The sequence below is a fragment of the Longimicrobiaceae bacterium genome, from assembly GCA_035936415.1.
In the GTDB taxonomy this organism is placed as follows: Bacteria; Gemmatimonadota; Gemmatimonadetes; order Longimicrobiales; family Longimicrobiaceae; genus JAFAYN01.
In genome coordinates this window covers 1-18968 of sequence record DASYWD010000427.1, presented here as the reverse complement: position 1 = coordinate 18968, position 18968 = coordinate 1, and the positions used below count along the sequence as shown (strand labels likewise).

Below are 18968 nucleotides of genomic sequence, written 5' to 3'. Positions count from 1 at the left end.
GGACGCTGCTGGCGGCGCGCGGGGGCGGCCGATGGGGGCTGGGGGCCGCGGCGGCGCTCTGGCTGGCGGCCGGGACCGCGGCCGGGGTCCAGGTGCGGCTCGACCGGGTGGCCGCGGACTGGGAGCTGGTGCGCATCCTGATCGAGGAGGAGGCGGGCGAGGCGCTGGGCGAGGACCTGAACGCCCTGGTGGACCGCGGCGAGACGGCGACCGACGGGGCGATCGCCGCGGCGCGGGCGGCGGGCTCGCGCGCGGAGCTGTTCGAGGGGCTGGGACGGCTGCAGCAGGAGACCGAGGTGTCCGCGGTGGTGGTGTACGGGCCGGACGGCGCGCCGGTGGCCTGGGCCGGGGAGCACCGCGGGACGGTCCCGGACTCGGTGCGGCGGGGGATCCGCCCGTATTTCTTCTCGGCGGGGCCGGTCTTCGGCTACCTGTACTTCTCGCGCGGCTTCGCGGACGGACGCACGGCCGTGGCCGCCATCCTCCTGGAGGCCAACGTCTCCGCCGGAGAGGGGACGAGGCCGTTCTCGGAGATCTTCGCCGCCCGCCACGGGATCACCCCGCGCTTCACCCCGCCGGCGCTGGCGCAGGGGGAGTCGGTGTGGGACTGGTCGAGCGACGGCCCCATCCTCAGCGTCTCCTTCGTGCGGCTCACGCAGGAGCGGTGGCGGGACCGGATCGTGGCGCGGGGGAGGTGGGGGGTGGCGGTGGGGTGGGGCCTGGGCTTCGCGCTCCTGGCGGCGGCGTGGTACCGCCGCCGCAGGGGGCCCCCGGGGGTCCCGGTCTCGGCCGCGACGCTGGCGCTCTTCGTGGCGCCGCTCGGGGAGATGACGGGGACGGAGGAGGTGTTCTCGCCGCTAGGCTTCCTCCTTCCCCTCCCCGTGGACGTCACCCTGGGCCCGCTGATGGTGCTCCTCACCGGCGGCTCGGTGTGGATGCTCACGCACCCCCGCCCGCTCCGCAGCCGCGCCCGGCTGCGCACGGCGCTCCGGGTGGCCGCCGCGGCCCTGGTCCTCCCGCTGGCGCTCCGCCTGGTGCAGGACTCCGCTTCGCAGGGGCTGCAGGCGGCCCACTCGGCCGGCGGGATCTCGCTCGTGATGGCCGCCACGCTCGCGGTCGCCGTCCCGCTCTTCCTCCTCTTCCCCGCCCCGCCCGGCGAGCCGGGGCGCGACCTGGGGACGCGCTGGTGGCTGCCGGCCCTGCTCCTGTCGCTGGCGCTGGGGGTGGCGACGGTGCTCTGGTGGCGGCCCGGGCGCGAGGTCCCGGTGTGGACGCCCGCGCTCTGGGCGCTGCCGTTCGGGCTCTTCGCGGTGGGCTTCGCCCGGACCCGCACGGGGCGCGGCAGCCTCCTTCCCTGGCTGGCGGCCGGCTGGATCGGGGTGACGGTCGCCGCCTCCGGGCTCTGGGTGGGGCACCTGGAGGCGCGGCTGGGGAGCGCGGAGCGCGAGCTGGCCCGCCTGGGAACCGTCCCGGACCCGTACCTGGACTTCCTCCTGCGCCAGTTCGCGGAGCGGGCGCTGATGAACGCGGGCGAGGGGCGCGAGGGGGTGGGGCTCCTCTACCAGAGCTGGGTGGGCGCGGGGCTCGCCAAGGAGGGGTACGAGGCGCGCGTCACCCTCTGGAGCGGCGGCACGCCCACCTCGGAGCTCCGCCTGACCGACGTGGCGCTCCCCGACTCGCTGCTGGCGCCGCTCCTGGCCCGCGCCGCGTACGCCGAGGAGCCCATCGTGGAGCGGTACACGGACCAGCCCGAGGTCCACTACCTCCTGCTGGTCCCCCTCCCCGGCGGCCGGGCGATCACCGTGGCGGTGCCGCCGCGGGCGCACCTGGGCCGCTCGGGGGCGCTCGCCCGCTTCCTCGACCCCGGGCGCGAGCCGGACGAGGAGGGCGGGCCGACCTCGCTCTCGCTGGTGCCGGTGGCGGGCATGGAGGCCGCCGCGGGCCAGGAGCCGGAGGGGCTGCAGTGGATCCACACGCCGGAGGGGTGGCGGAGCGAGACGGCGGTGCGCTTCCCGGGCGGGCCCATGCACGCGCACCTGCTGATCCGCACGCCGTCGCCCTTCCTCCTCGGCGTCCGCGCCGCGCTGGTGCTGGCGTTCGCGCTGGGAATCATGGCCGTGCTCTGGACCGTGGCGCGCACCCTTTGCGGCGAGCCGCTGGGGCTGGGGGCGCCGGAGTGGGTGTGGGCCGGGACCTTCCGAGGCCGGCTCACCCTGGCGCTGTTCGCCTTCTTCCTCCTCCCCATGGCCGCCTTCGGGGCCACGGCGTACCAGGCGCTCTCGCGCGAGGTGGTGCGAACCGCCGCGGCCCTGGCGGAGCGCGCGCTGGAGCAGGCCGCGGCGGAGGTCCCGGGCCCACCGCTCCCTGCGCTCGCCGAGCGGGTGCGGGCGGACCTCCTCCTGTACGACCGCGGCGTGCTGACGGCGGCCTCGTCGCCGGAGGTGCTGGAGCTGGGGCTGTACAACACCTGGCTCCCGCCCTCCTTCTTCCTCTTCTTCAGCAGCGGCGAGGCGGTCCGGGACATCGAGGAGCGCGAGCTGGCCGGCCGCGAGTACCTGGTGGCGTACCGGCGCGTCTCGCCCGCGCAGGTGCTCGCCGCCCCCACCGCGCTGGCCTCCGGCGAGATCGCACGGCGGCAGCGGGAGCTGGGGAACGCGGTGCTCCTGGCGGTCCTCCTGGGCGGGGCGCTCTCCCTCATCCTGTCCTTCTTCGTCGGGCGCGCCCTGTCCCGCCCCATCGACGACTTGAGCCGGGCTGCGGCGGCGGTGGGCGCCGGGAACCTGGGGATCCGCCTCCGCGAGACGCGCGAGGACGAGTTCGGGGGACTCTACCGCTCCTTCAACCGCATGGTGCTGCGCCTCCGCCGGACGCGGGCGGCGCTGGAGCGCGAGACGCGCCGCACGGAGGCGGTGGTCGCGGAGGCGGGCACGGGGGTGCTGGCGCTGGACACCGCGGGGCGGGTGGCGCTGATCAACGCCCGCGCAGCGGAGATCCTGGGGACCGGCGTGGAGACCGGGAGCCCCGTCCCGGAAGCGACTCCCGTCGCGGCGGAGCTGGCGCGCGCGGTGCGCGACTTCCGCCTTTCCGGCGCGCTGGAGCACGGGGAGGAGGTGGAGATCGAGGGCCGCGTGATCCGTCTGCGGCTGCGGCGGCTGCGCGGGGAGACCGGGACGGGAGGCGCGGTGGTGGTGCTGGAGGACGTGACCACGGAGATGCGCTCGGCGCGGGTGCTGGCCTGGGGCGAGATGGCGCGCCAGGTGGCGCACGAGATCAAGAACCCGCTCACCCCCATCAAGCTCTCCGTGCAGCACCTCCGCCGCGCCCACGCGGACGGGAGGGCGGACTTCGAGCAGATCCTGAACCGGAACGTGGAGGCCATCCTCGGCGAGATCGACCGCCTGGGGGAGATCGCAAGGGCCTTCGCGCGCTTCGGCGCCCCCGCGCAGGCCGCGGGCGGCGTGGAGGTGGTGAGGCTGGGGCCGGTGGTGGACGAGACGCTGGCGCTCTACCGCGGCACCGACGACGGCATCGCCTACCGGGTGGAGGTCGACCCGGGGACGCCGGACGCCTTCGCCCGCGTGGGCGAGCTGAAGGAGGTGCTCGTGAACCTGCTGGAGAACGCCCGCGCCGCGCTCCCGGAGGGCGGGGAGATCCGGATCACCGCCGCCCCGGCGGGGGGCGGCGCCTGGGCGATCCTGAACGTGGAGGACACCGGCGAGGGGATCCCGGCAGAGCTCCTCCCGCGCGTCTTCGAGCCGCAGTTCTCCACCCGCACCAGCGGGACCGGGCTGGGGCTGGCGATCGTGCGGCGGCTGGTGGAGTCGTGGGGCGGCGAGGTGACGATGGACTCGGAGCCCGGCAGCGGGACGACGGTGCACCTGCGGCTGCGCGCCGCGGGCGGGGACGCCGCGGCGGCCGGCTGACCGGTCCGGCGGCGGGTCACCCGGCCTGTTCGATCAGCTCGGGGCCGTCGTTGCGGGGGGAGTTGACGCGGGTGGAGACGGGGTGGGCGCGCAGCTCGCCCGCCCAGGGGCGCATGAGCGGCTGCAGGGCGGCCGGGTCGGCGCCCGGGTCCAGCCAGGTGTCGCGCTCCTCCGCGTCCAGGATCACCGGCATCCGGTCGTGGATGGGACGCATGGCCTCGTTGGGGCCGGTGGTCAGGATGCAGAAGGAGTGCACCGGCTCTGCGTCCCGCGGCGTCCACACCTCCCAGAGCCCGGCCAGGGTGAGCGGCTCCCCGTCGGCGCGGCGGATCCAGTGCGGCACCTTGCCGTCCGCGGTCTTCCGCCACTCGTAGAAGCCGGAGGCGGGGACCACGCACCGCCGGCTTCGCCACGCCGCTCGGAAGTACGGCTTCCCGGCGGCATCCTCCGAGCGCGCGTTGATCGGCTCGGGGGCGCCGTCGCGCGCCCAGCCGGGACGGAGCCCCCAGCGGAACAGCGACAGGAAGAGCCCGCCGCCGTCGCGCACCAGCACGGGGGCGTGCTGCGTGGGGGCGATGTTGTAGCGGGGCCCCGTCGCGGGCGCCCGCAGCGCGGCCCCGAACCGCCGGGCGAGCGTTTCCGCGCTCTCCGTCTCTCCGTAGCGTCCGCACATGGCTCCCTCCGAGTCGGTCTCCTCCCGGCAGCCCCCCCTACGGCTGGCAGAATAGGGCCGGTCGACGCGGCGGGCAATGAAAAAAACCGGGAGCCCCGCGGGGAGGCTCCCGTTTCCGCGGCGTCCCGGCTCCCCTACTCGCGCCCGGAGGCGTCGCTCCGCAGCGTCTCCACCCACGCGGGCACGGGGAGGCCGGCCTGGCGGTACCCCTCGGCGATTCGGCGAAGGAGCCCCGCGGCCACCATCCCGCGGGTCGGGGCCGGCAGACCCTCGGTCAGCAGGTCGAGCGCGGCGGCGGCCGTGTCGACATCGGCGGCAGCGTGCTCCCCCTGCCGCGCGAGGTGGCGGAGGTACCAGGCCAGCAGCTTCCGCTCGGTGGACGTGTGGAGCCGGGAGCCGCCGAGCACCTTCCGCAGCCCGGTGGGACTCATCCCGGTCTCGCGCGCGGCCTGCCGGAGCGACGTCTTCTCCACCCAGCGCGCCAGGGCCTCGCGGATGCGGGCGATGGAGACCCCGCGTTTGGGGCCGGTCACGGCCGCCTCCGCGGGGGGCGAGCACCTTTTTGTGCTCTACGTAAACTATCGGTGAGGTTACACACGCCAGTATAGGCGCACCCCGCGCGGGCCACAAGGGGAGACGCAAAGTGCCCGCGCAGAGCAGGGCCAGCGTGCGCGGTCCGGGAGCGGCTCCGGCATCGGAAGAGGTGAAGGCGGAGCCGGAACGTGCCGAGACTCAGCGGGGCGCCGTGCTCCCTGCCGGCTGCCGCACACGCTCTCGATCACCTCCCGCGCCCGCTCTCCCAGTGCTCGCACGTGCCCTTTCCGGTGCCGTCCTCGGCATCGACGCGTACCTCGTCACCGTCGAGGCGGACGTCGCCAGCGGACTTCCCTCCTTTTCCACCGTGGGCCTCCCGCAGGGCGCCGTGAAGGAAGGGAAGGACCGGGTGGTCGCCGCCATCCAGAACAGCGGCTTCATCGTCCCGCCGAAGCGGATCACGGTGAACCTCGCCCCGGCGGACGTGGCGAAGTCGGGGAGCGCCTTCGACCTCCCGATCGCCGTCGGCATCCTTGCCGGGACGGGCCAGGTGGCCGCCAACGGGGAGCTGGAGAGCTTCGCGCTCCTGGGGGAGCTGGGGCTCGACGGCGAGCTGCGGCCGGTGCGCGGCGCCCTCTCGATCGCCGTCGCGGCGCGGGACGCCCGGCTGCGGGGATTGATCCTCCCCGAGGAGAACGTCGCCGAGGCGGGGGTGGTGGACGGGCTGGAGGTGCGCGGCGCGAAGACGCTGGGCGACGTGGTGCGCTTCCTGGAGGGCCGAGGGGAGCTGCCGGCGGCGGAGATCGACCGGGACGCGCTCTTCCGCACCTCGTCGGAGTACGATTGCGACTTCGCGGACGTGAAGGGGCAGGAGCACGCGAAGCGTGCGCTGGAGGTGGCCGCGGCCGGAGCTCACAACATCCTCTGCGTCGGCCCGCCCGGTTCGGGAAAGACGATGCTCGCCCGGCGGCTCCCCACCATCCTCCCCCCGCTCACGCTGGACGAGGCGCTCGAGACCACCAAGATCCACTCGGTCGCGGGGCTCCTGGGCGCGGGAGAGGCGCTGGTGGCGGTGCGCCCGTTCCGCTCGCCGCACCACACCATCTCGGACGCCGGGCTCATCGGCGGCGGATCGTCACCCAAGCCGGGCGAGGTCTCGCTCGCGCACCACGGGGTGCTCTTCATGGACGAGCTGCCGGAGTTCCGGCGCAACGTGCTGGAGGTCTTACGGCAGCCGCTGGAGGACTCCGAGGTCACCATCTCGCGCGCCGCCATGAGCCTGACGTACCCGTCGCGCTTCATGCTCGCGGCCGCCATGAACCCCTGCCCCTGCGGCCACTACGGCGACGCCCAGAAGCCCTGCACCTGCGCCCCCCAGTCGGTGCAGCGCTACCTCGCCCGCGTCTCCGGCCCGCTCCTGGACCGCATCGACCTGCACGTGGAGGTGCCGGCCGTCCAGTACAACGACCTGACCGACCGCCGCTCCGGCGAACCCTCGGCGGCGATCCGCGAGCGGGTCACCCGGGCGCGCGACCGCCAGCGGGAGCGCTTCGCCGGCCGCGGCGACGTGCACGCCAACGCGCACATGGCCGCGCGCGACATCCGCGAGTTCTGCCGGGTAGGCGAGGGCGCCGACGCGCTCCTGCGCACCGCCATCTCCCGCCTGGGGCTCTCGGCGCGGGCATACCACCGCATCCTCAAGATCGCCCGTACCATCGCCGACCTGGACGCGGCGGCGGAGATCGGGACGGGGCACGTCTCTGAGGCCATCCAGTACCGCTCGCTAGACCGGATGCTGAAAGGGTAGAACGGCTGCAGCAGAGAGCCGGGCGGATGCCAACCTGGGAACGTTCTGCCGCCGACGGTGAGGTCGGTATGCCAACAGATCATAGATCTCGCGTTCTTGCGGCGAGCCGCTCTCAAACGGTACGCATTGCATCGACGCAGTTGGGGACTACAATTCGGAAATGGGGCACGTCTGCCCGACGGGCAGTAGTGTATGCCGGCGGGTAGCACGCTCTGGATTCACCGATAACCCAACTGCGCAGTGCAACCGCGCAGTGGCTGAGGAGTGCGGCTTTTTTCCAGGTCCCTGAGATGGGGTGTACGCATGACCAAGAGATCCAGGCTACTGATCTGCTTGCTATACCTCCCGGCGGGCGCCGGCTGTTCTGGCCCTCATCAGGAACCGCCCGCAGAGAGCCTGCAGCTCACGAAGCTGGAGCCGATCCACCTTGTGGAAACCGACTCGCTCTACGTTGGAAAGCCGGCTGCGCTGGCACTCGATCCCGACAACGGGAATCTGTACGTGAGTGATGGATTCTGGGGCCGGGTGCTGGCCTTTTCTCCATCAGGCACACTGGACCGCGTGTACGGAAAGCGGGGCGAGGGCCCGGGGGAGATCTCCGATCCGGGAGCCGTGGCTGTGCACAATGGAGAGCTGCTGGTGGCGGACGTTGGGGGGCAGCGCTTCGTCCGCTACGACCGAGCCACGGGAGAGTTCAACGGCGGAGTTCGTTTCGATGGAGTCTTGACCTCCATGCAGCCCCACGGGAACAAGGTCTGGCTCGGAATCCAGAATCGGCCACGTAGAACTTCCCTTGGAGTGTGGTCACCGGAAGCGTCGTCCATCCGGTATCTGGGTGAGCTCCCGGGTGAATTCCTCGAGTCGGAGCCACTGGCGGGAATCTACAACGGCATTCAGGTCGTGGAATGGTCCGACACGGTTCTGGCAGGCTTCATGGGTCTCAACCGGCTCGTGCGACTCCGGGCGGATGGGTCCACGATCGACACCCTACCCATCCCGGTTCGAAAGCGCCGGGGAGAGATGAAGAACATCGTAAAACGGCTGGGCGGGATGGAGTTCCCGGAGATGTTCAGTGCCAACTCCGCGCTGTTCCGGCTACATCGCCTGCCGAGTGGTAGTTTCGCAGCCGTTCACTACGACCAGACGATTTCCGGAGATCTGATTACGGCGAACGTATATCTGAGCATCCTGTCCGGAGACTTCAAAACGACTTGTCCGGACCATGCCATCGAGGTGGCGGCGGACGCACAGCCCTACACGGCGTTCCGGGGGGATACGCTTTTCGTCCTCCAGCAGAAGGTGGAGGGTCAGAGGGCCAGCGCCTTCGTCGATCGTTACGTCATCGGGGAGGCTGCATGCCCTTCCATAGGAAGAGCGTGAGCCGAGGCCCCTCCCGAGCCGCGAACGAAGATCTGGGCCGTATGGGGCTCGGCGTGGGATACGTGCGGAACTGTAGCACCTGTTCGAAGAGTCGCCGAGGGCCGATGTGACGGAAGGATGCAGCGAGGGCGCTCCCGGAACCTTTTCCGGGGGCGTTTTTTTCATCCGTTCCGATCCGGCACCCGGCTTGCAAAAAGCCCCCCGAACGCCCCGGAACCGCAGACCCGAACTCCTGCTCCTCGCCGCATGAACCGCCTCACCGCACTCTTCCGCCGCCTCCAGGGCGAGCGCCGCGCCCGCCGGACCGGAGGCCGCCGCCGCTCGGACTTCGAGCCCAACCGGGGCTGGCGCGTGGTCCTGGCGCTGGCGCTCGGCGTCGCCCTGCTCGACTGGACGACCAAGGCCGCCGTGGCCGCCTCGGTGCCGCTGGAGGGCTTCGTGGAGGTGTGGCGGGGGCGCGTCGCGCTGTGGCACGTGCGCAACGACGCGATGATGCTCGGGCTCTGGGACGGCTTCCCCATCGCCGTACGCCAGGGAATCGCCCTGGTCGCCGGGGCGGTCGCCTTCCTCGTCGTCTTCCAGGTGGTCGGGCGGATGCACCGGCTGCGGCCCGGCGAGCGGGAGTGGGCCTGGGCCTTCGCCGGCCTGGCCTACGGGGGAATGCTGGGGAACCTGGGCGAGCGCGCGCTGCACTGGGGCGTCACCGACTACCTGTCCTTCGCCTGGGGCGACCTCTGGCTCCCGCCCGGGAACGTCGCCGACGTCGCGCTCTTCGCCGCCATCCCCCTCGCCGTCCCCGTGATCCTCTTCGAGCTCCGGGGGCGCGCCCGGAGGGCCCCCCGGCAGACCGTTCCCTCCCCGGGCGCGCGCCCGCTCGCCCGCGCCTGACCCGCCGCCGCTGGCGGGGTACCCGGAAGACCGCATACCTTGAGGGGGATACGGTCTTCCGCGGAGGGTGAACAGGAGATGGCGTTGCAGGAGAAACGGGAGCGGCTGCGCGCCGCGCTGCGCGAGTGCGGCTCGGTGGTGGTGGGGTACAGTGGCGGGGTGGACTCCGTCTTCCTGGCCCGCGTCGCCGTGGAGGTTCTGGGGCGCGACAACGTCCTGGCCGTCACCGGGAAGAGTGCGAGCGTCCCCTCCTGGATGGAGGACACGGCGCGCGAGGTGGCGGAGCGCTTCGGCATTGCCTGGCTGGAGGTTCCCACCGACGAGGTGAGCGACCCCCGCTACGCCGCCAACCCCAGCAACCGCTGCTACTTCTGCAAGACGGAGCTGTGGGGGAAGCTGGCGGAGGTCGCGCGCGAGCGCGACATCCGCGCCGTGCTCGACGGCTCCAACGCCGACGACGTGGGCGACCACCGCCCCGGCGCCGTGGCGGCGCATGAGCACGGCGTCCGCTCCCCGCTCCTCGAAGCCGGGCTCACCAAGGACGAGATCCGCGCCTGGTCGCGCGAGCTGGGGCTCCCCACCTGGGACCAGCCCGCCGCCCCCTGCCTCGCCTCCCGCCTCCCCTACGGGCTGGCCGTCACCCCCGAGCGCCTCCGGCAGGTGGAGCGCGCCGAGTCCGGGCTGCGCGCCCTGGGCTTCCGCGACTTCCGCGTCCGGCACCACGGGACGGTCGCCCGGCTGGAGGTGGCCCCGGCGGAGCTGGAGCGCGTCGGGCCGCTGCGCGCCGAGCTCGCCCGCACGGTGCGCGAGGCCGGCTTCGACCGCGTCCTGCTCGACCTGCAGGGGTACCGCCGCGGCGCCCTGAACGAGGGGCTCGCCTCCGCGCAGCTGGTGCAGCTCGGAGGCGGCCTGTGAGTGCGGCCGCCCCGGTCCGGCCCGACGAGCGGATCGCGCGCGCCGCGGAGCTCCTGGCCGAGCGGGGGATCCCCGGCCGCGTCTCCGTAGAGGGGCACGAGTCCGAGATCGCCGCGGTCCAGGTCCCCGCCGACGTGTGGGACCGCCTCGCCGGGAAGGAGGGCGCGCGCCTGGCCGAGGCGCTGAAGCGGCTCGGCTTCCGCTACGTCGCGCTGGACCTGGAGCCCGGCGGCTGAGCCCCGCCATGGACCCCCTGGTCTACCTCGACTACGCCGCCACTTCCGCCATCCGGCCGGACGCGGTGGTCGAGGCCGTCGCCGCCTACCTGCGCGACGTGGGCGCCACGCCGGGGCGCGCGGGACACCGGCTCTCCCTCGCCGCCGGGCGCGTGGTCGTCCGCTGCCGCCTCGCCGTCGCCGAGCTGCTCGGGGTCCCCGGCGACCCGGGGCGGATCACCTTCCAGCCGAGCACCACCCACGCGCTCAACGCCGCCCTCCGCGGCGTCCTCCGTCCCGGCGACCGGGTGGTGCGCACCGCGTACGACCATAACTCCGTGCGCCGTCCCGTCGCCGGCCTGGCCGCAGAGGGCGTCCGGGAGACCGTCCTCGCCGGGACGACGGAGGGCGCCGTCGACCTGGACGAGGCCGAGCGGGCGATCCGCGGCGACGGCCGCCCCGCGCGCCTCCTCGTGCTCCCGCACGCGTCCAACCTCCTGGGCACCGTGCTCCCCGTCGCCGCGCTGGCCGAGGTCGCCCGCGCGCACGGGACGCTGGTGCTGCTGGACGCGGCGCAGAGCGCCGGCCACCTCCCGGTGCGAGTGGAGGAGCTTCGGGTGGACCTGCTCGCCTTCGCCGGGCACAAGGGGCTGCTCGGCCCGCAGGGGACGGCGGGGCTCTGGGTGCGGGAGGGGGTGGAGGTCGCCCCGGTCTTTTCGGGCGGCACCGGGGGCGACTCCGCGGCGTCCGGGATGCCCGAGGCGTACCCGGACCGGCTGGAGGCGGGGACGCTGAACGGCCCCGGGATCGCGGGTCTCCTGGCCGGGGTACGCTGGGTGCTCGACGCGGGGGTGGACTCGCTGCACGCCCGCGAGGCCGCCCTCAAGGCGAGGCTGCACGGCGGACTCGGCGCCATCCCCGGCGTACGGGTCCTCTCCCCGGACTCGCCGGAGGGAGTGGGGATCGTCACCGTCGAGGCGGAAGGAATCGAGGCGCACGAGCTGGCGCTGCGGCTCGACCGCGAGCACGGCGTCCTCACCCGGGCCGGCCTGCACTGCGCCCCGGAAGCGCACGGCCTCCTGGGGACGCTCGAGACCGGCGCCGTGCGCTTCTCCGTCGGCTGGGCGACCACGGAGGCGGAGGTCGACCACGCGGTCGCGGCGACCGCGGCGGTCTGCCGGGAGGCGGCGGGACAGGGCCGCTGAGCCGGGCCGCGGAACCGTCCGCGGCCTTTCGCGTTACAACAGCGTCCGGTGCACGCGCACGGAGACACCCCAGCGGGGAGAGAGCGAATGGCGAGGAGAAGGTCGGGCGGAGTCGTGGCGGGGTTCGTGTTCGTGCTGCTGCTGGCGGGCGGCTGGTGGCTCTTCCGCGAGCCTCTGGCGCGGCTCATGGGGCGCGGCGAGCCCGTGGTGACCCGGGTGTCGCCCGAGGCCGCGGCGCAGGCCGAGGCCAAGCTAGCGCGCCTGACCGGAAGCGGAGAGACGGTCCGCCTCAACGAGGTGGAGTTCACCAGCCTGCTGCGGTACCGCCTCCGCGACCGCATCCCGGGCGACCTGGTGGCTCCCGCGGTGGCGTTCCGCGGCGACACCCTCCGGCTGATGGCGCGGGTGCCGAGCGACCGGATCCCCAGCCTGCCCGAGCTGGGCGCCGCGCGCGCCTTCCTCCCGGACACCGCCGACGTGGACATCATCGGCCACCTGCGGCCGCTGCAGCCCGGGCGCGCCGCCTACGAGGTGCGGCGGATCACCTTCGCCGGCATCCCCATCCCGGACCGCCTCTACCCCCAGGCGCTGCACAGCATGGGGCGCCGCGACGAGGCGGGGCTGGCGCCCACGGCGTATCCCCTCCCCCTCCCCGACGGCGTCGGCGGCGCCACCGTGGAGGGCGGCGAGCTGGTCCTCACTCCCTGATCCGCACCGAGCACCCGGGCGAAAACGACATGGCACGCATCATGGTGGTGGACGACGAGCAGGGGATCCGGCACGTCCTGGCCCAGCTCCTGGAGTACGAGGACCACGAGGTCCGCAGCGCGGGGAGCGCAGGCGAGGCCCTCTCCATCTACCCCGACTTCCGTCCGGACCTGACCTTCATGGACGTGAAGATGGCGCGGATGGACGGGCTGGAGGCGCTCACGCGCATCCGCGAGATGGACCCGGCCGCGCTGGTGGTGATGATCAGCGGCCACGGCACCATCGAGACCGCCGTGGAGGCCACGCGCCGAGGCGCCTACGACTTCCTGGAGAAGCCGCTCGACACCGACCGCATCCTCCTGGTGCTCCGCAACGCCCTGCAGCAGCGCGGGCTCGTGGCCGAGAACGCGCGCCTGCGCGGCGAGGTGGAGGGGCGGCACCAGATCGTGGGGAAGAGCTTCCCCGTCCGGCAGCTCCTGGAGCGCGTGGAGCGCGTGGCGCCCACCGACGCGCGCGTGCTGATCACCGGCGAGAACGGCACGGGGAAGGAGCTGGTCGCCCGCGCCGTGCACCGGCTCTCCCCGCGCGCCAGCGGCCCCTTCGTCGAGGTCAACTGCGCCGCCATCCCCTCCGAGCTGATCGAGTCCGAGCTGTTCGGGCACATGAAGGGCTCCTTCACCGGCGCCTACGAGGACCGCGCCGGCAAGTTCGAGCTGGCCAACGAGGGGACGCTCTTCCTGGACGAGATCGGCGACATGAGCCACGCCGCCCAGGCCAAGGTGCTCCGCGCCCTCCAGGAAGGGCTGGTGACCCGCGTCGGCGGCGCCAAGCCCATCAAGGTGGACGTGCGCGTCCTCGCCGCCACCAACAAGGACCTGGAGGAGGAGATCCGGCAGGGGCGCTTCCGCGAGGACCTGTACTACCGCCTCAACGTCATCCCCCTGCACGTCCCCCCGCTGCGCGAGAGGCGCGAGGACATCCCCCTGCTGGTGCAGCACTTCGTCGGCCAGGGTACCCGCGAGGGAATGCTCCGGCCGCGCGGCTTCGCCCCGGAGGCGGTGGAGGCGCTGCAGCGGCTGGACTGGCCCGGCAACGTCCGCGAGCTGCGCAACACCGTGGAGCGCCTGCTGATCCTGGCGCCCCGCGACACCGTCACCGCCGACGACGTGGATCTCCTGGTCACCGGGCAGGCGCGCGGCGGCGGCCTCTCGTCCGACCTGCTGGCCTCGCGCACCTTCTCCGAGTTCAAGGAGGCGGCCGAGCGCGCCTTCATCCTCCAGAAGCTGCGCGAGAACGACTGGAACGTCTCGGAGACCGCACGCATCCTCGACATGCCCCGCTCCAACCTGTACAAGAAGATCGAGCGCTACGAGCTGGTCCGGGAGGAGTAGCGCCGGTGCAGAGCGGGCTCGGCTGGGCGGTCCTGGCGCTCGCCTTCCTGGCGGGAGCCTTCGGGGGCGGGTGGCTGCTGGCGTGGCTGTACAAGCGCCTGCACCCGGAGCTGGCGTTCTACAAGCTCTGGGCGCTCTGGAGCATGCTCCTCGCCGGAGCGGCCACGCTGCTGCTGGGGTGGGGCGTGCTCTGAACGCCCCCGTTGGCGCCGTGCCGTGCGGCCGGTTAGATTGGCGGGCCGATCCCAACGGAACACCGAACCGGCAGAGAGATGGCGGACAAGTTCAAAAACTTCATCGGCGGCGAGTGGGTGGAGCCCGCCACCGGCGAGTACTTCGAGAACCGGAACCCGGCGAAGCAGAGCGACCTGATCGGCCTCTGGCCGCGCTCCGGCAGGGAGGACGTGGCCCGCGCGGTCGAGGCGGCCAAGCGGGGCTACGCCGAGTGGCGCGTCACCCCCGCCCCCGCCCGCGGCGACGTGCTGCGGAAGGTGGGCGACCTGCTCACCGCCCGGAAGGACGAGATCGCCCGCGCCGCCACCCGCGAGATGGGGAAGGTGCTCACGGAGACCCGCGGCGACGTGCAGGAGGGGATCGACACCGCGTACTACGCCGGCGTCGAGGGCCGCCGCCTCTTCGGGCACACCGTCCCGTCCGAGCTGCGCAACAAGTGGGCGATGACCACCCGGCGCCCCATCGGCGTGACCGGGCTCATCACCCCCTTCAACTTCCCGCTGGCGATCCCCACCTGGAAGATGTTCCCGGCGCTGGTGTGCGGGAACAGCGTCATCATCAAGCCGGCCGAGGACACCCCGCACACCGTCTCGCTCCTGGTGGAGATCCTGGAGGAGGCCGGCATCCCCGCGGGCGTCGTCAACCTGGTGCACGGGCTGGGCGAGGAGGTGGGCGCCGCCATGGTCGAGCACCCGGAGATCCCGGCCATCTCCTTCACCGGCTCCACCGACACGGGGTCGCACATCGGCCAGGCGTGCGGGCGCATGCACAAGCGCCTGTCGCTGGAGATGGGCGGGAAGAACGCCCAGATCGTCATGGCCGACGCCGACCTCGACCTGGCGCTGGACGGCGTCCTCTGGGGCGCGTTCGGCACCACCGGACAGCGGTGCACCGCCACCTCGCGCCTCCTCCTCCAGGACGAGATCCACGACCGGTTCGTGGAGCGCCTCGTCGACCGCGCGAAGGAGCTGAGGCTGGGCTACGGGCTGGACGAGGGCGTGGACGTGGGGCCGCTGATCCACGCCTCCTCCCGGCAGAAGGTGGAGGAGTACGTGCAGATGGGGAAGCAGGAGGCTACGCTGGCCCTGGGCGGCGAGCGCGCCACCGGCGATGGCCTGGACGACGGCTTCTTCTTCCAGCCGACGATCTTCACCGGCGTGAAACCCGGGTCGCGCCTCGCGCTGGAGGAGATCTTCGGGCCGGTGCTCTCCGTGATGCGCTTCTCGGAGCTGGACGAAGCCATCCGCATCAACAACGAGGTCCAGTACGGCCTCAGCTCCTCCATCTACACCCGCGACAACGTGGCGTCGTTCCGGGCCTTCCAGGACCTGGACAACGGCATCACCTACGTGAACGCGCCCACCATCGGCGCGGAAGCGCACCTCCCCTTCGGCGGCGTGAAGCAGACGGGGAACGGGCACCGCGAGGGCGGCTGGGAGGTCTACGAGTTCTACTCGGAGACCAAGGTCTGCTACCTGGACTACTCGGGGAAGCTGCAGCGGGCGCAGATCGACAACTACGACGCGTCGCCGTACTGAGTTACGGCTGGTTTGGGCGTGTCCCCCCTGGCGGGGGGCCGGGCTGCGGCTCCGTAGCACACGATAAGACCGGGTGCAACGGAGTCGAGCCCCCGCAAAGAGCCGCGGGGTCTCGCCCCTTTGGGCTCGCATCCCTCACGCAGGCCCCCTCCCAAAGACTTGCCCCCTCCGATCCCCCGCAAGCGGGAGAGGGGCTTTTTTGCTCCCCCTTTCTCCCGCTTGCGGGGGAGAGGGGGCCGGGGGGAGAGGGGGCCCCCTCCCCGGCTCGAAACCTGCGAGCCGCACCACACGTACCCCGACGTACGAGTCCCCCTCCCCCACGGAACGGGTTTCCCATCCGCAGGGTAGGAACGGACGTATGCACGCCCAGGCGTGCCCTGCGACACCGCCACACGCGTCCCCGGGCGCGCCGAGGCTCATGGACAGCAGCACTCCCTACGGACGGCCGGGCGAGCTCCCGCAGCCGCGCATCCTCTCTGAGCGGGTCTTCGACGAGCGGCGCAAGACCGCCGACGAGAGCCGCGGGTCCATCTCCACGGGACGGTGGATGTGGGAGTGGTTCAAGGCCATCTCCACGGCGGTCCTCCTCTTCCTGACCATCCGCACCTTCGTGGTGGAGGCGTTCAAGATCCCCACCGGGTCCATGGAGCGCACCCTCCTCGTGGGCGACTTCCTGCTGGTCAACAAGGCCGTGTACGGGGCCGAGGTCCCGGGGACGCACACCCGCTTCCCCGCATTCGCGGTGCCGGAGCGGGGCGACGTGATCGTCTTCCTCCCACCGCACGACCCGGCCAAAAACTACGTGAAGCGGCTGGTGGGGCTCCCCGGCGACACGCTGGAGATGCGCGACAAGGTGCTGTACCTCAACGGCGAGCCGCAGGCCGAGCCGTACGTGCGCCACATCGATCCCATCACGGACCCCAGCGATCCGCAGATGCTCTGGCAGATCAGCTACCTGGAGGGCGACCGCAAGTCGCGCCGGGGGTACCGCCCGACGCGCGACAACTGGGGGCCCATCGTCGTCCCGGAAGGGAAGGTCTTCACCCTGGGCGACAACCGGGACAACTCCGAGGACTCCCGCTACTGGGGGTTCGTCGACAAGGAGTCCATCAAGGGGCGGCCGATCCTGGTGTACTACTCATTCGAGAAGGACCTGGCCCGCAGCTTCGACTGGCTGACGGGGGTCCGGTGGGGACGGATCGGCAGCCTGATCACCTGAAAACCCTCGCCCCCCGGCCGGAAACATTTCCGGCCGGGGGTTGACACTTTACTGCCGCCTTTCCATACTCAATCCGTGGCTCCGCGCGCATGCGCGGCCCGTTCCGCAAGCGCGTGTATTCTCCTTTCGGGCCGGTTCCCTCGGACCCTCCAGCGCCCCCGCCGTACCGCGCGCCGGTCCCTCCGTGCCCACACGCCTCCGCGTTCTGTTCCGCATCCGGAGCGCCCGCATGAGCATTCGCTCGCCGAAGAAGATCTCCGTCGAATCCGAGTCCCTCGACCAATACCTGCGCGAGATCAGCCAGTACCCGCTGATCGGGCGCGAGAAGGAAGCGGAGCTCGCAGGCCGCATCCGCGCGGGGGAGGACGAAGCGCTGGAGACGCTGGTCCGGTCCAACCTCCGCTTCGTAGTGGCGGTCGCGAAGAAGTACCAGAACCAGGGGGTCTCCCTGGCCGACCTGATCAACGAGGGGAACATCGGGCTGATCCGCGCCGCGCGGAAGTTCGACGAGACCAAGGGGATCAAGTTCATCTCTTACGCCGTCTGGTGGATCCGCCAGGCCATCCTCCAGGCGCTCGCCGAGCAGTCGCGCATCGTGCGGGTGCCGCTCAGCCGGGCCGGCGCGGTGCACCGCATCGGGAAGCGCTCCTCCGCGCTCACGCAGGAGCTGGGGCGCGAGCCCACGCTGGAGGAGATCGCGGGGGAGCTGGACCTTCCCGCCGACGAGGTGAGCCACACCCTGGCGATGTCGCAGGTGCACCTTTCCCTCGACGCGCCCCTGGTGGCCGGCGAGGACGGCCAGCTCCTGGACTACCTCTCCGACTCGGGCGCCGCCGGCCCCGACGACGAGGTGTACGGCGAGGCGCTCAAGCGCACCATCGAGGACGCACTCGCCACCCTCACCGAGCGCGAAGCCAAGGTCCTCCGCCTGTACTTCGGCCTGGGCGACACCGAGCCCATGACGCTGGAGCAGATCGGCGAGCTGTTCGGGATCACCCGGGAGCGCGTCCGGCAGATCAAGGAGAAGGCGCTGCTGCGGCTCCGGCACCAGTCGCGGGCGCGGTTCCTGGAGACGTATCTCTCATAGGGAGTGCGAAAGTGCGTGAGTGAGGGAGTGCGAAAGTAGAACAGCGGTGCTGAGTGCGGAACGGCGAAGAGCCCCTTCTCCCGCTGGGAGAGGGGGCTCTTTCGATTCGGCGCTCCCGTGGGGCTCAGTCCAGCTCGCGGGAGCCCTTCAGCATCTCCTTGAGGCGATCCTCGGGGACCTCGTGCACGGTCTCCTCCGCGTCCGCCTCGTCGCCCTCGTGGACGACGAAGCGCGCGCGGACGGCCGGGTCCGAGAGGCAGTGGAAAACGATCCTGGGGTGCTCGGGAAGCCCGAACCTCCCCCCGGAGGCGTACGCCTCCCAGGTCAGCAGGTCGTCATCGACGAAGACACGGCTCATCGGCAGTCCGGGGTAGCGCGTTGCGGCTCGATCAATACCTGAGACCGGCGGCCTCGGCGAACTCCTCCATCAACTTCTGTTCCCGCTCGCCGAGCTGCTCGGGCACGGTGACGTTCACCCGCACGAGCTGGTCGCCCTGCTCGCCCCCCTTCCGCACCCCCTGCCCCTTGATGCGGAAGCGGGTCCCGGACTGGGTGCCGGGGGGGATGCGGAGCACCACCTTCTTCCCGTCCACCGTCCGCACCCCCATCTTCGAGCCGAGCGCGGCCTGCGCCAGGTTGATGGGGACCGTGCAGAGCAGGTCCAGCCCCTCGCGCGTGAAGAAGTGGTCCGGCTGCACCCGGAAGGTGACGATCAGGTCGCCCGGCGTGCCGCCGGCCGCCCCCGTCCCGCCCTGCCCCGGGAGGCGCACCTTGGAGCCGGTGTCCACCCCCGCGGGGACGGTCACCTGGATCTGCCGCTGCTGGCGCACCTGCCCCTGCCCCGCGCAGGTGGGGCACGGGTCGGTGGGGATCCGCCCCTTCCCGTAGCACGCCGGACAGGGGCGGCTCACCGCGAAGCCGCCCTGCCCGAACGTGACGGTCCCTCGTCCCTTGCACTCCGGACAGGTGGTCAGGTCGGTCCCGGGGCGCGCGCCGGAGCCGTGGCAGATGGGACAGTCCTCCGTGATGGGGACAACGATGGGGAGCTTCCCGCCCCGCACCGCCACCTCGAAGGGGATCTCCACCGCGTACTCCACGTTCTCGCCGCGCTGCGGCCCGCCCGGGCGCGCGCCCCCGCGCCGGCGCCCGAGGTCGAAGATGGAGCCGAACAGGTCGCCCAGGCCCCCGATGTCGCCGATGTCCTCGAAGTTGATCCCGCCCGCGCCGCCGGGGCCCGCCCCGGCGCCCGGC

17 protein-coding genes are annotated in these 18968 nt (G+C 72.4%); 13 read left to right on the top strand and 4 right to left on the bottom strand.

Features of this window, described 5'->3' with window-relative positions; all coding sequences use genetic code 11:
* Window positions 1–3923: ATP-binding protein (locus VGR37_17450; protein ID HEV2149197.1), on the top strand; the 3923-nt coding region annotated here is incomplete at its 5' end.
* Between the two features lie 16 nt (window positions 3924–3939).
* On the opposite strand, the gene VGR37_17445 is transcribed toward VGR37_17450, so the two are convergent.
* Together VGR37_17445 and VGR37_17440 are read right to left on the bottom strand one after the other, a co-directional pair.
* Entirely contained in the window at window positions 3940–4596 is a 657-nt protein-coding gene (locus tag VGR37_17445) for an SOS response-associated peptidase (protein HEV2149196.1), read from the bottom strand.
* A 134-nt stretch (window positions 4597–4730) separates the two neighbouring features.
* Complete coding sequence (locus tag VGR37_17440) at window positions 4731–5129, bottom strand: hypothetical protein (GenBank protein ID HEV2149195.1); 399 nt, start codon at window positions 5127–5129, stop codon at window positions 4731–4733.
* A gap of 269 nt (window positions 5130–5398) precedes the next feature.
* On the opposite strand from VGR37_17440, the gene VGR37_17435 reads away from it, so the two are divergent.
* The 12 genes from VGR37_17435 to VGR37_17380 all read left to right on the top strand — a co-directional run bounded on the left by VGR37_17435 (window position 5399) and on the right by VGR37_17380 (window position 17717).
* Window positions 5399–6937: a YifB family Mg chelatase-like AAA ATPase gene (locus VGR37_17435; GenBank protein ID HEV2149194.1), complete on the top strand. Its 1539-nt coding sequence runs from the start codon at window positions 5399–5401 to the stop codon at window positions 6935–6937.
* A 303-nt stretch (window positions 6938–7240) separates the two neighbouring features.
* Entirely contained in the window at window positions 7241–8317 is a 1077-nt protein-coding gene (locus VGR37_17430; protein HEV2149193.1) for a hypothetical protein, read from the top strand.
* A 246-nt stretch (window positions 8318–8563) separates the two neighbouring features.
* Complete coding sequence (locus VGR37_17425; protein ID HEV2149192.1) at window positions 8564–9205, top strand: signal peptidase II; 642 nt, start codon at window positions 8564–8566, stop codon at window positions 9203–9205.
* Between the two features lie 84 nt (window positions 9206–9289).
* Entirely contained in the window at window positions 9290–10120 is an 831-nt protein-coding gene (larE, locus tag VGR37_17420) for an ATP-dependent sacrificial sulfur transferase LarE (GenBank protein HEV2149191.1), read from the top strand.
* Entirely contained in the window at window positions 10117–10356 is a 240-nt protein-coding gene (locus VGR37_17415; GenBank protein ID HEV2149190.1) for a hypothetical protein, read from the top strand. Before larE ends, VGR37_17415 begins: the two co-directional genes overlap by 4 nt.
* Before the next feature lie 8 nt (window positions 10357–10364).
* Window positions 10365–11540, top strand: coding sequence for an aminotransferase class V-fold PLP-dependent enzyme (locus tag VGR37_17410; GenBank protein HEV2149189.1), 1176 nt, complete (start codon window positions 10365–10367; stop codon window positions 11538–11540).
* Window positions 11541–11627: 87 nt separating this feature from the next.
* Window positions 11628–12248 carry a hypothetical protein gene (locus VGR37_17405; GenBank protein ID HEV2149188.1) on the top strand — a complete coding sequence of 207 codons (621 nt, stop codon included), beginning with the start codon at window positions 11628–11630 and terminating at the stop codon, window positions 12246–12248.
* 29 nt (window positions 12249–12277) lie between these two features.
* The gene (locus VGR37_17400) at window positions 12278–13639 is read left to right on the top strand and encodes a sigma-54 dependent transcriptional regulator (GenBank protein HEV2149187.1); all 1362 of its coding nucleotides are present in this window, start codon (window positions 12278–12280) and stop codon (window positions 13637–13639) included.
* Window positions 13640–13644: 5 nt separating this feature from the next.
* Complete coding sequence (locus tag VGR37_17395) at window positions 13645–13833, top strand: hypothetical protein (protein HEV2149186.1); 189 nt, start codon at window positions 13645–13647, stop codon at window positions 13831–13833.
* A 78-nt stretch (window positions 13834–13911) separates the two neighbouring features.
* Window positions 13912–15411: an aldehyde dehydrogenase family protein gene (locus VGR37_17390; GenBank protein ID HEV2149185.1), complete on the top strand. Its 1500-nt coding sequence runs from the start codon at window positions 13912–13914 to the stop codon at window positions 15409–15411.
* A gap of 418 nt (window positions 15412–15829) precedes the next feature.
* Window positions 15830–16630: a signal peptidase I gene (gene lepB / locus VGR37_17385; GenBank protein HEV2149184.1), complete on the top strand. Its 801-nt coding sequence runs from the start codon at window positions 15830–15832 to the stop codon at window positions 16628–16630.
* 229 nt (window positions 16631–16859) lie between these two features.
* Window positions 16860–17717, top strand: coding sequence for an RNA polymerase sigma factor RpoD/SigA (locus tag VGR37_17380; protein ID HEV2149183.1), 858 nt, complete (start codon window positions 16860–16862; stop codon window positions 17715–17717).
* Between the two features lie 124 nt (window positions 17718–17841).
* Here the strand turns inward: VGR37_17380 and VGR37_17375 are convergent, their stop codons facing one another.
* Together VGR37_17375 and VGR37_17370 are read right to left on the bottom strand one after the other, a co-directional pair.
* Window positions 17842–18075, bottom strand: a complete 234-nt coding sequence (locus tag VGR37_17375) for a hypothetical protein (protein ID HEV2149182.1) — start codon at window positions 18073–18075, stop codon at window positions 17842–17844.
* 31 nt (window positions 18076–18106) lie between these two features.
* Window positions 18107–18968, bottom strand: an 862-nt coding sequence (locus VGR37_17370; GenBank protein HEV2149181.1) for a DnaJ C-terminal domain-containing protein, incomplete at its 5' end; no start/stop codon positions are given.

Bases quoted from the DNA above. Each gene is read 5' to 3' on its own strand.
- VGR37_17430 (HEV2149193.1), top strand. From the start codon at position 7,241: ATGACCAAGAGATCCAGGCTACTGATCTGCTTGCTATACCTCCCGGCG.
- VGR37_17410 (HEV2149189.1), top strand. From the start codon at position 10,365: ATGGACCCCCTGGTCTACCTCGACTACGCCGCCACTTCCGCCATCCGG.
- VGR37_17375 (HEV2149182.1), bottom strand. From the start codon at position 18,075: ATGAGCCGTGTCTTCGTCGATGACGACCTGCTGACCTGGGAGGCGTAC.
- VGR37_17425 (HEV2149192.1), top strand. From the start codon at position 8,564: ATGAACCGCCTCACCGCACTCTTCCGCCGCCTCCAGGGCGAGCGCCGC.
- VGR37_17405 (HEV2149188.1), top strand. From the start codon at position 11,628: ATGGCGAGGAGAAGGTCGGGCGGAGTCGTGGCGGGGTTCGTGTTCGTG.
- VGR37_17380 (HEV2149183.1), top strand. From the start codon at position 16,860: ATGAGCATTCGCTCGCCGAAGAAGATCTCCGTCGAATCCGAGTCCCTC.
- VGR37_17445 (HEV2149196.1), bottom strand. From the start codon at position 4,596: ATGTGCGGACGCTACGGAGAGACGGAGAGCGCGGAAACGCTCGCCCGG.
- VGR37_17400 (HEV2149187.1), top strand. From the start codon at position 12,278: ATGGCACGCATCATGGTGGTGGACGACGAGCAGGGGATCCGGCACGTC.
- lepB (HEV2149184.1), top strand. From the start codon at position 15,830: ATGGACAGCAGCACTCCCTACGGACGGCCGGGCGAGCTCCCGCAGCCG.
- VGR37_17390 (HEV2149185.1), top strand. From the start codon at position 13,912: ATGGCGGACAAGTTCAAAAACTTCATCGGCGGCGAGTGGGTGGAGCCC.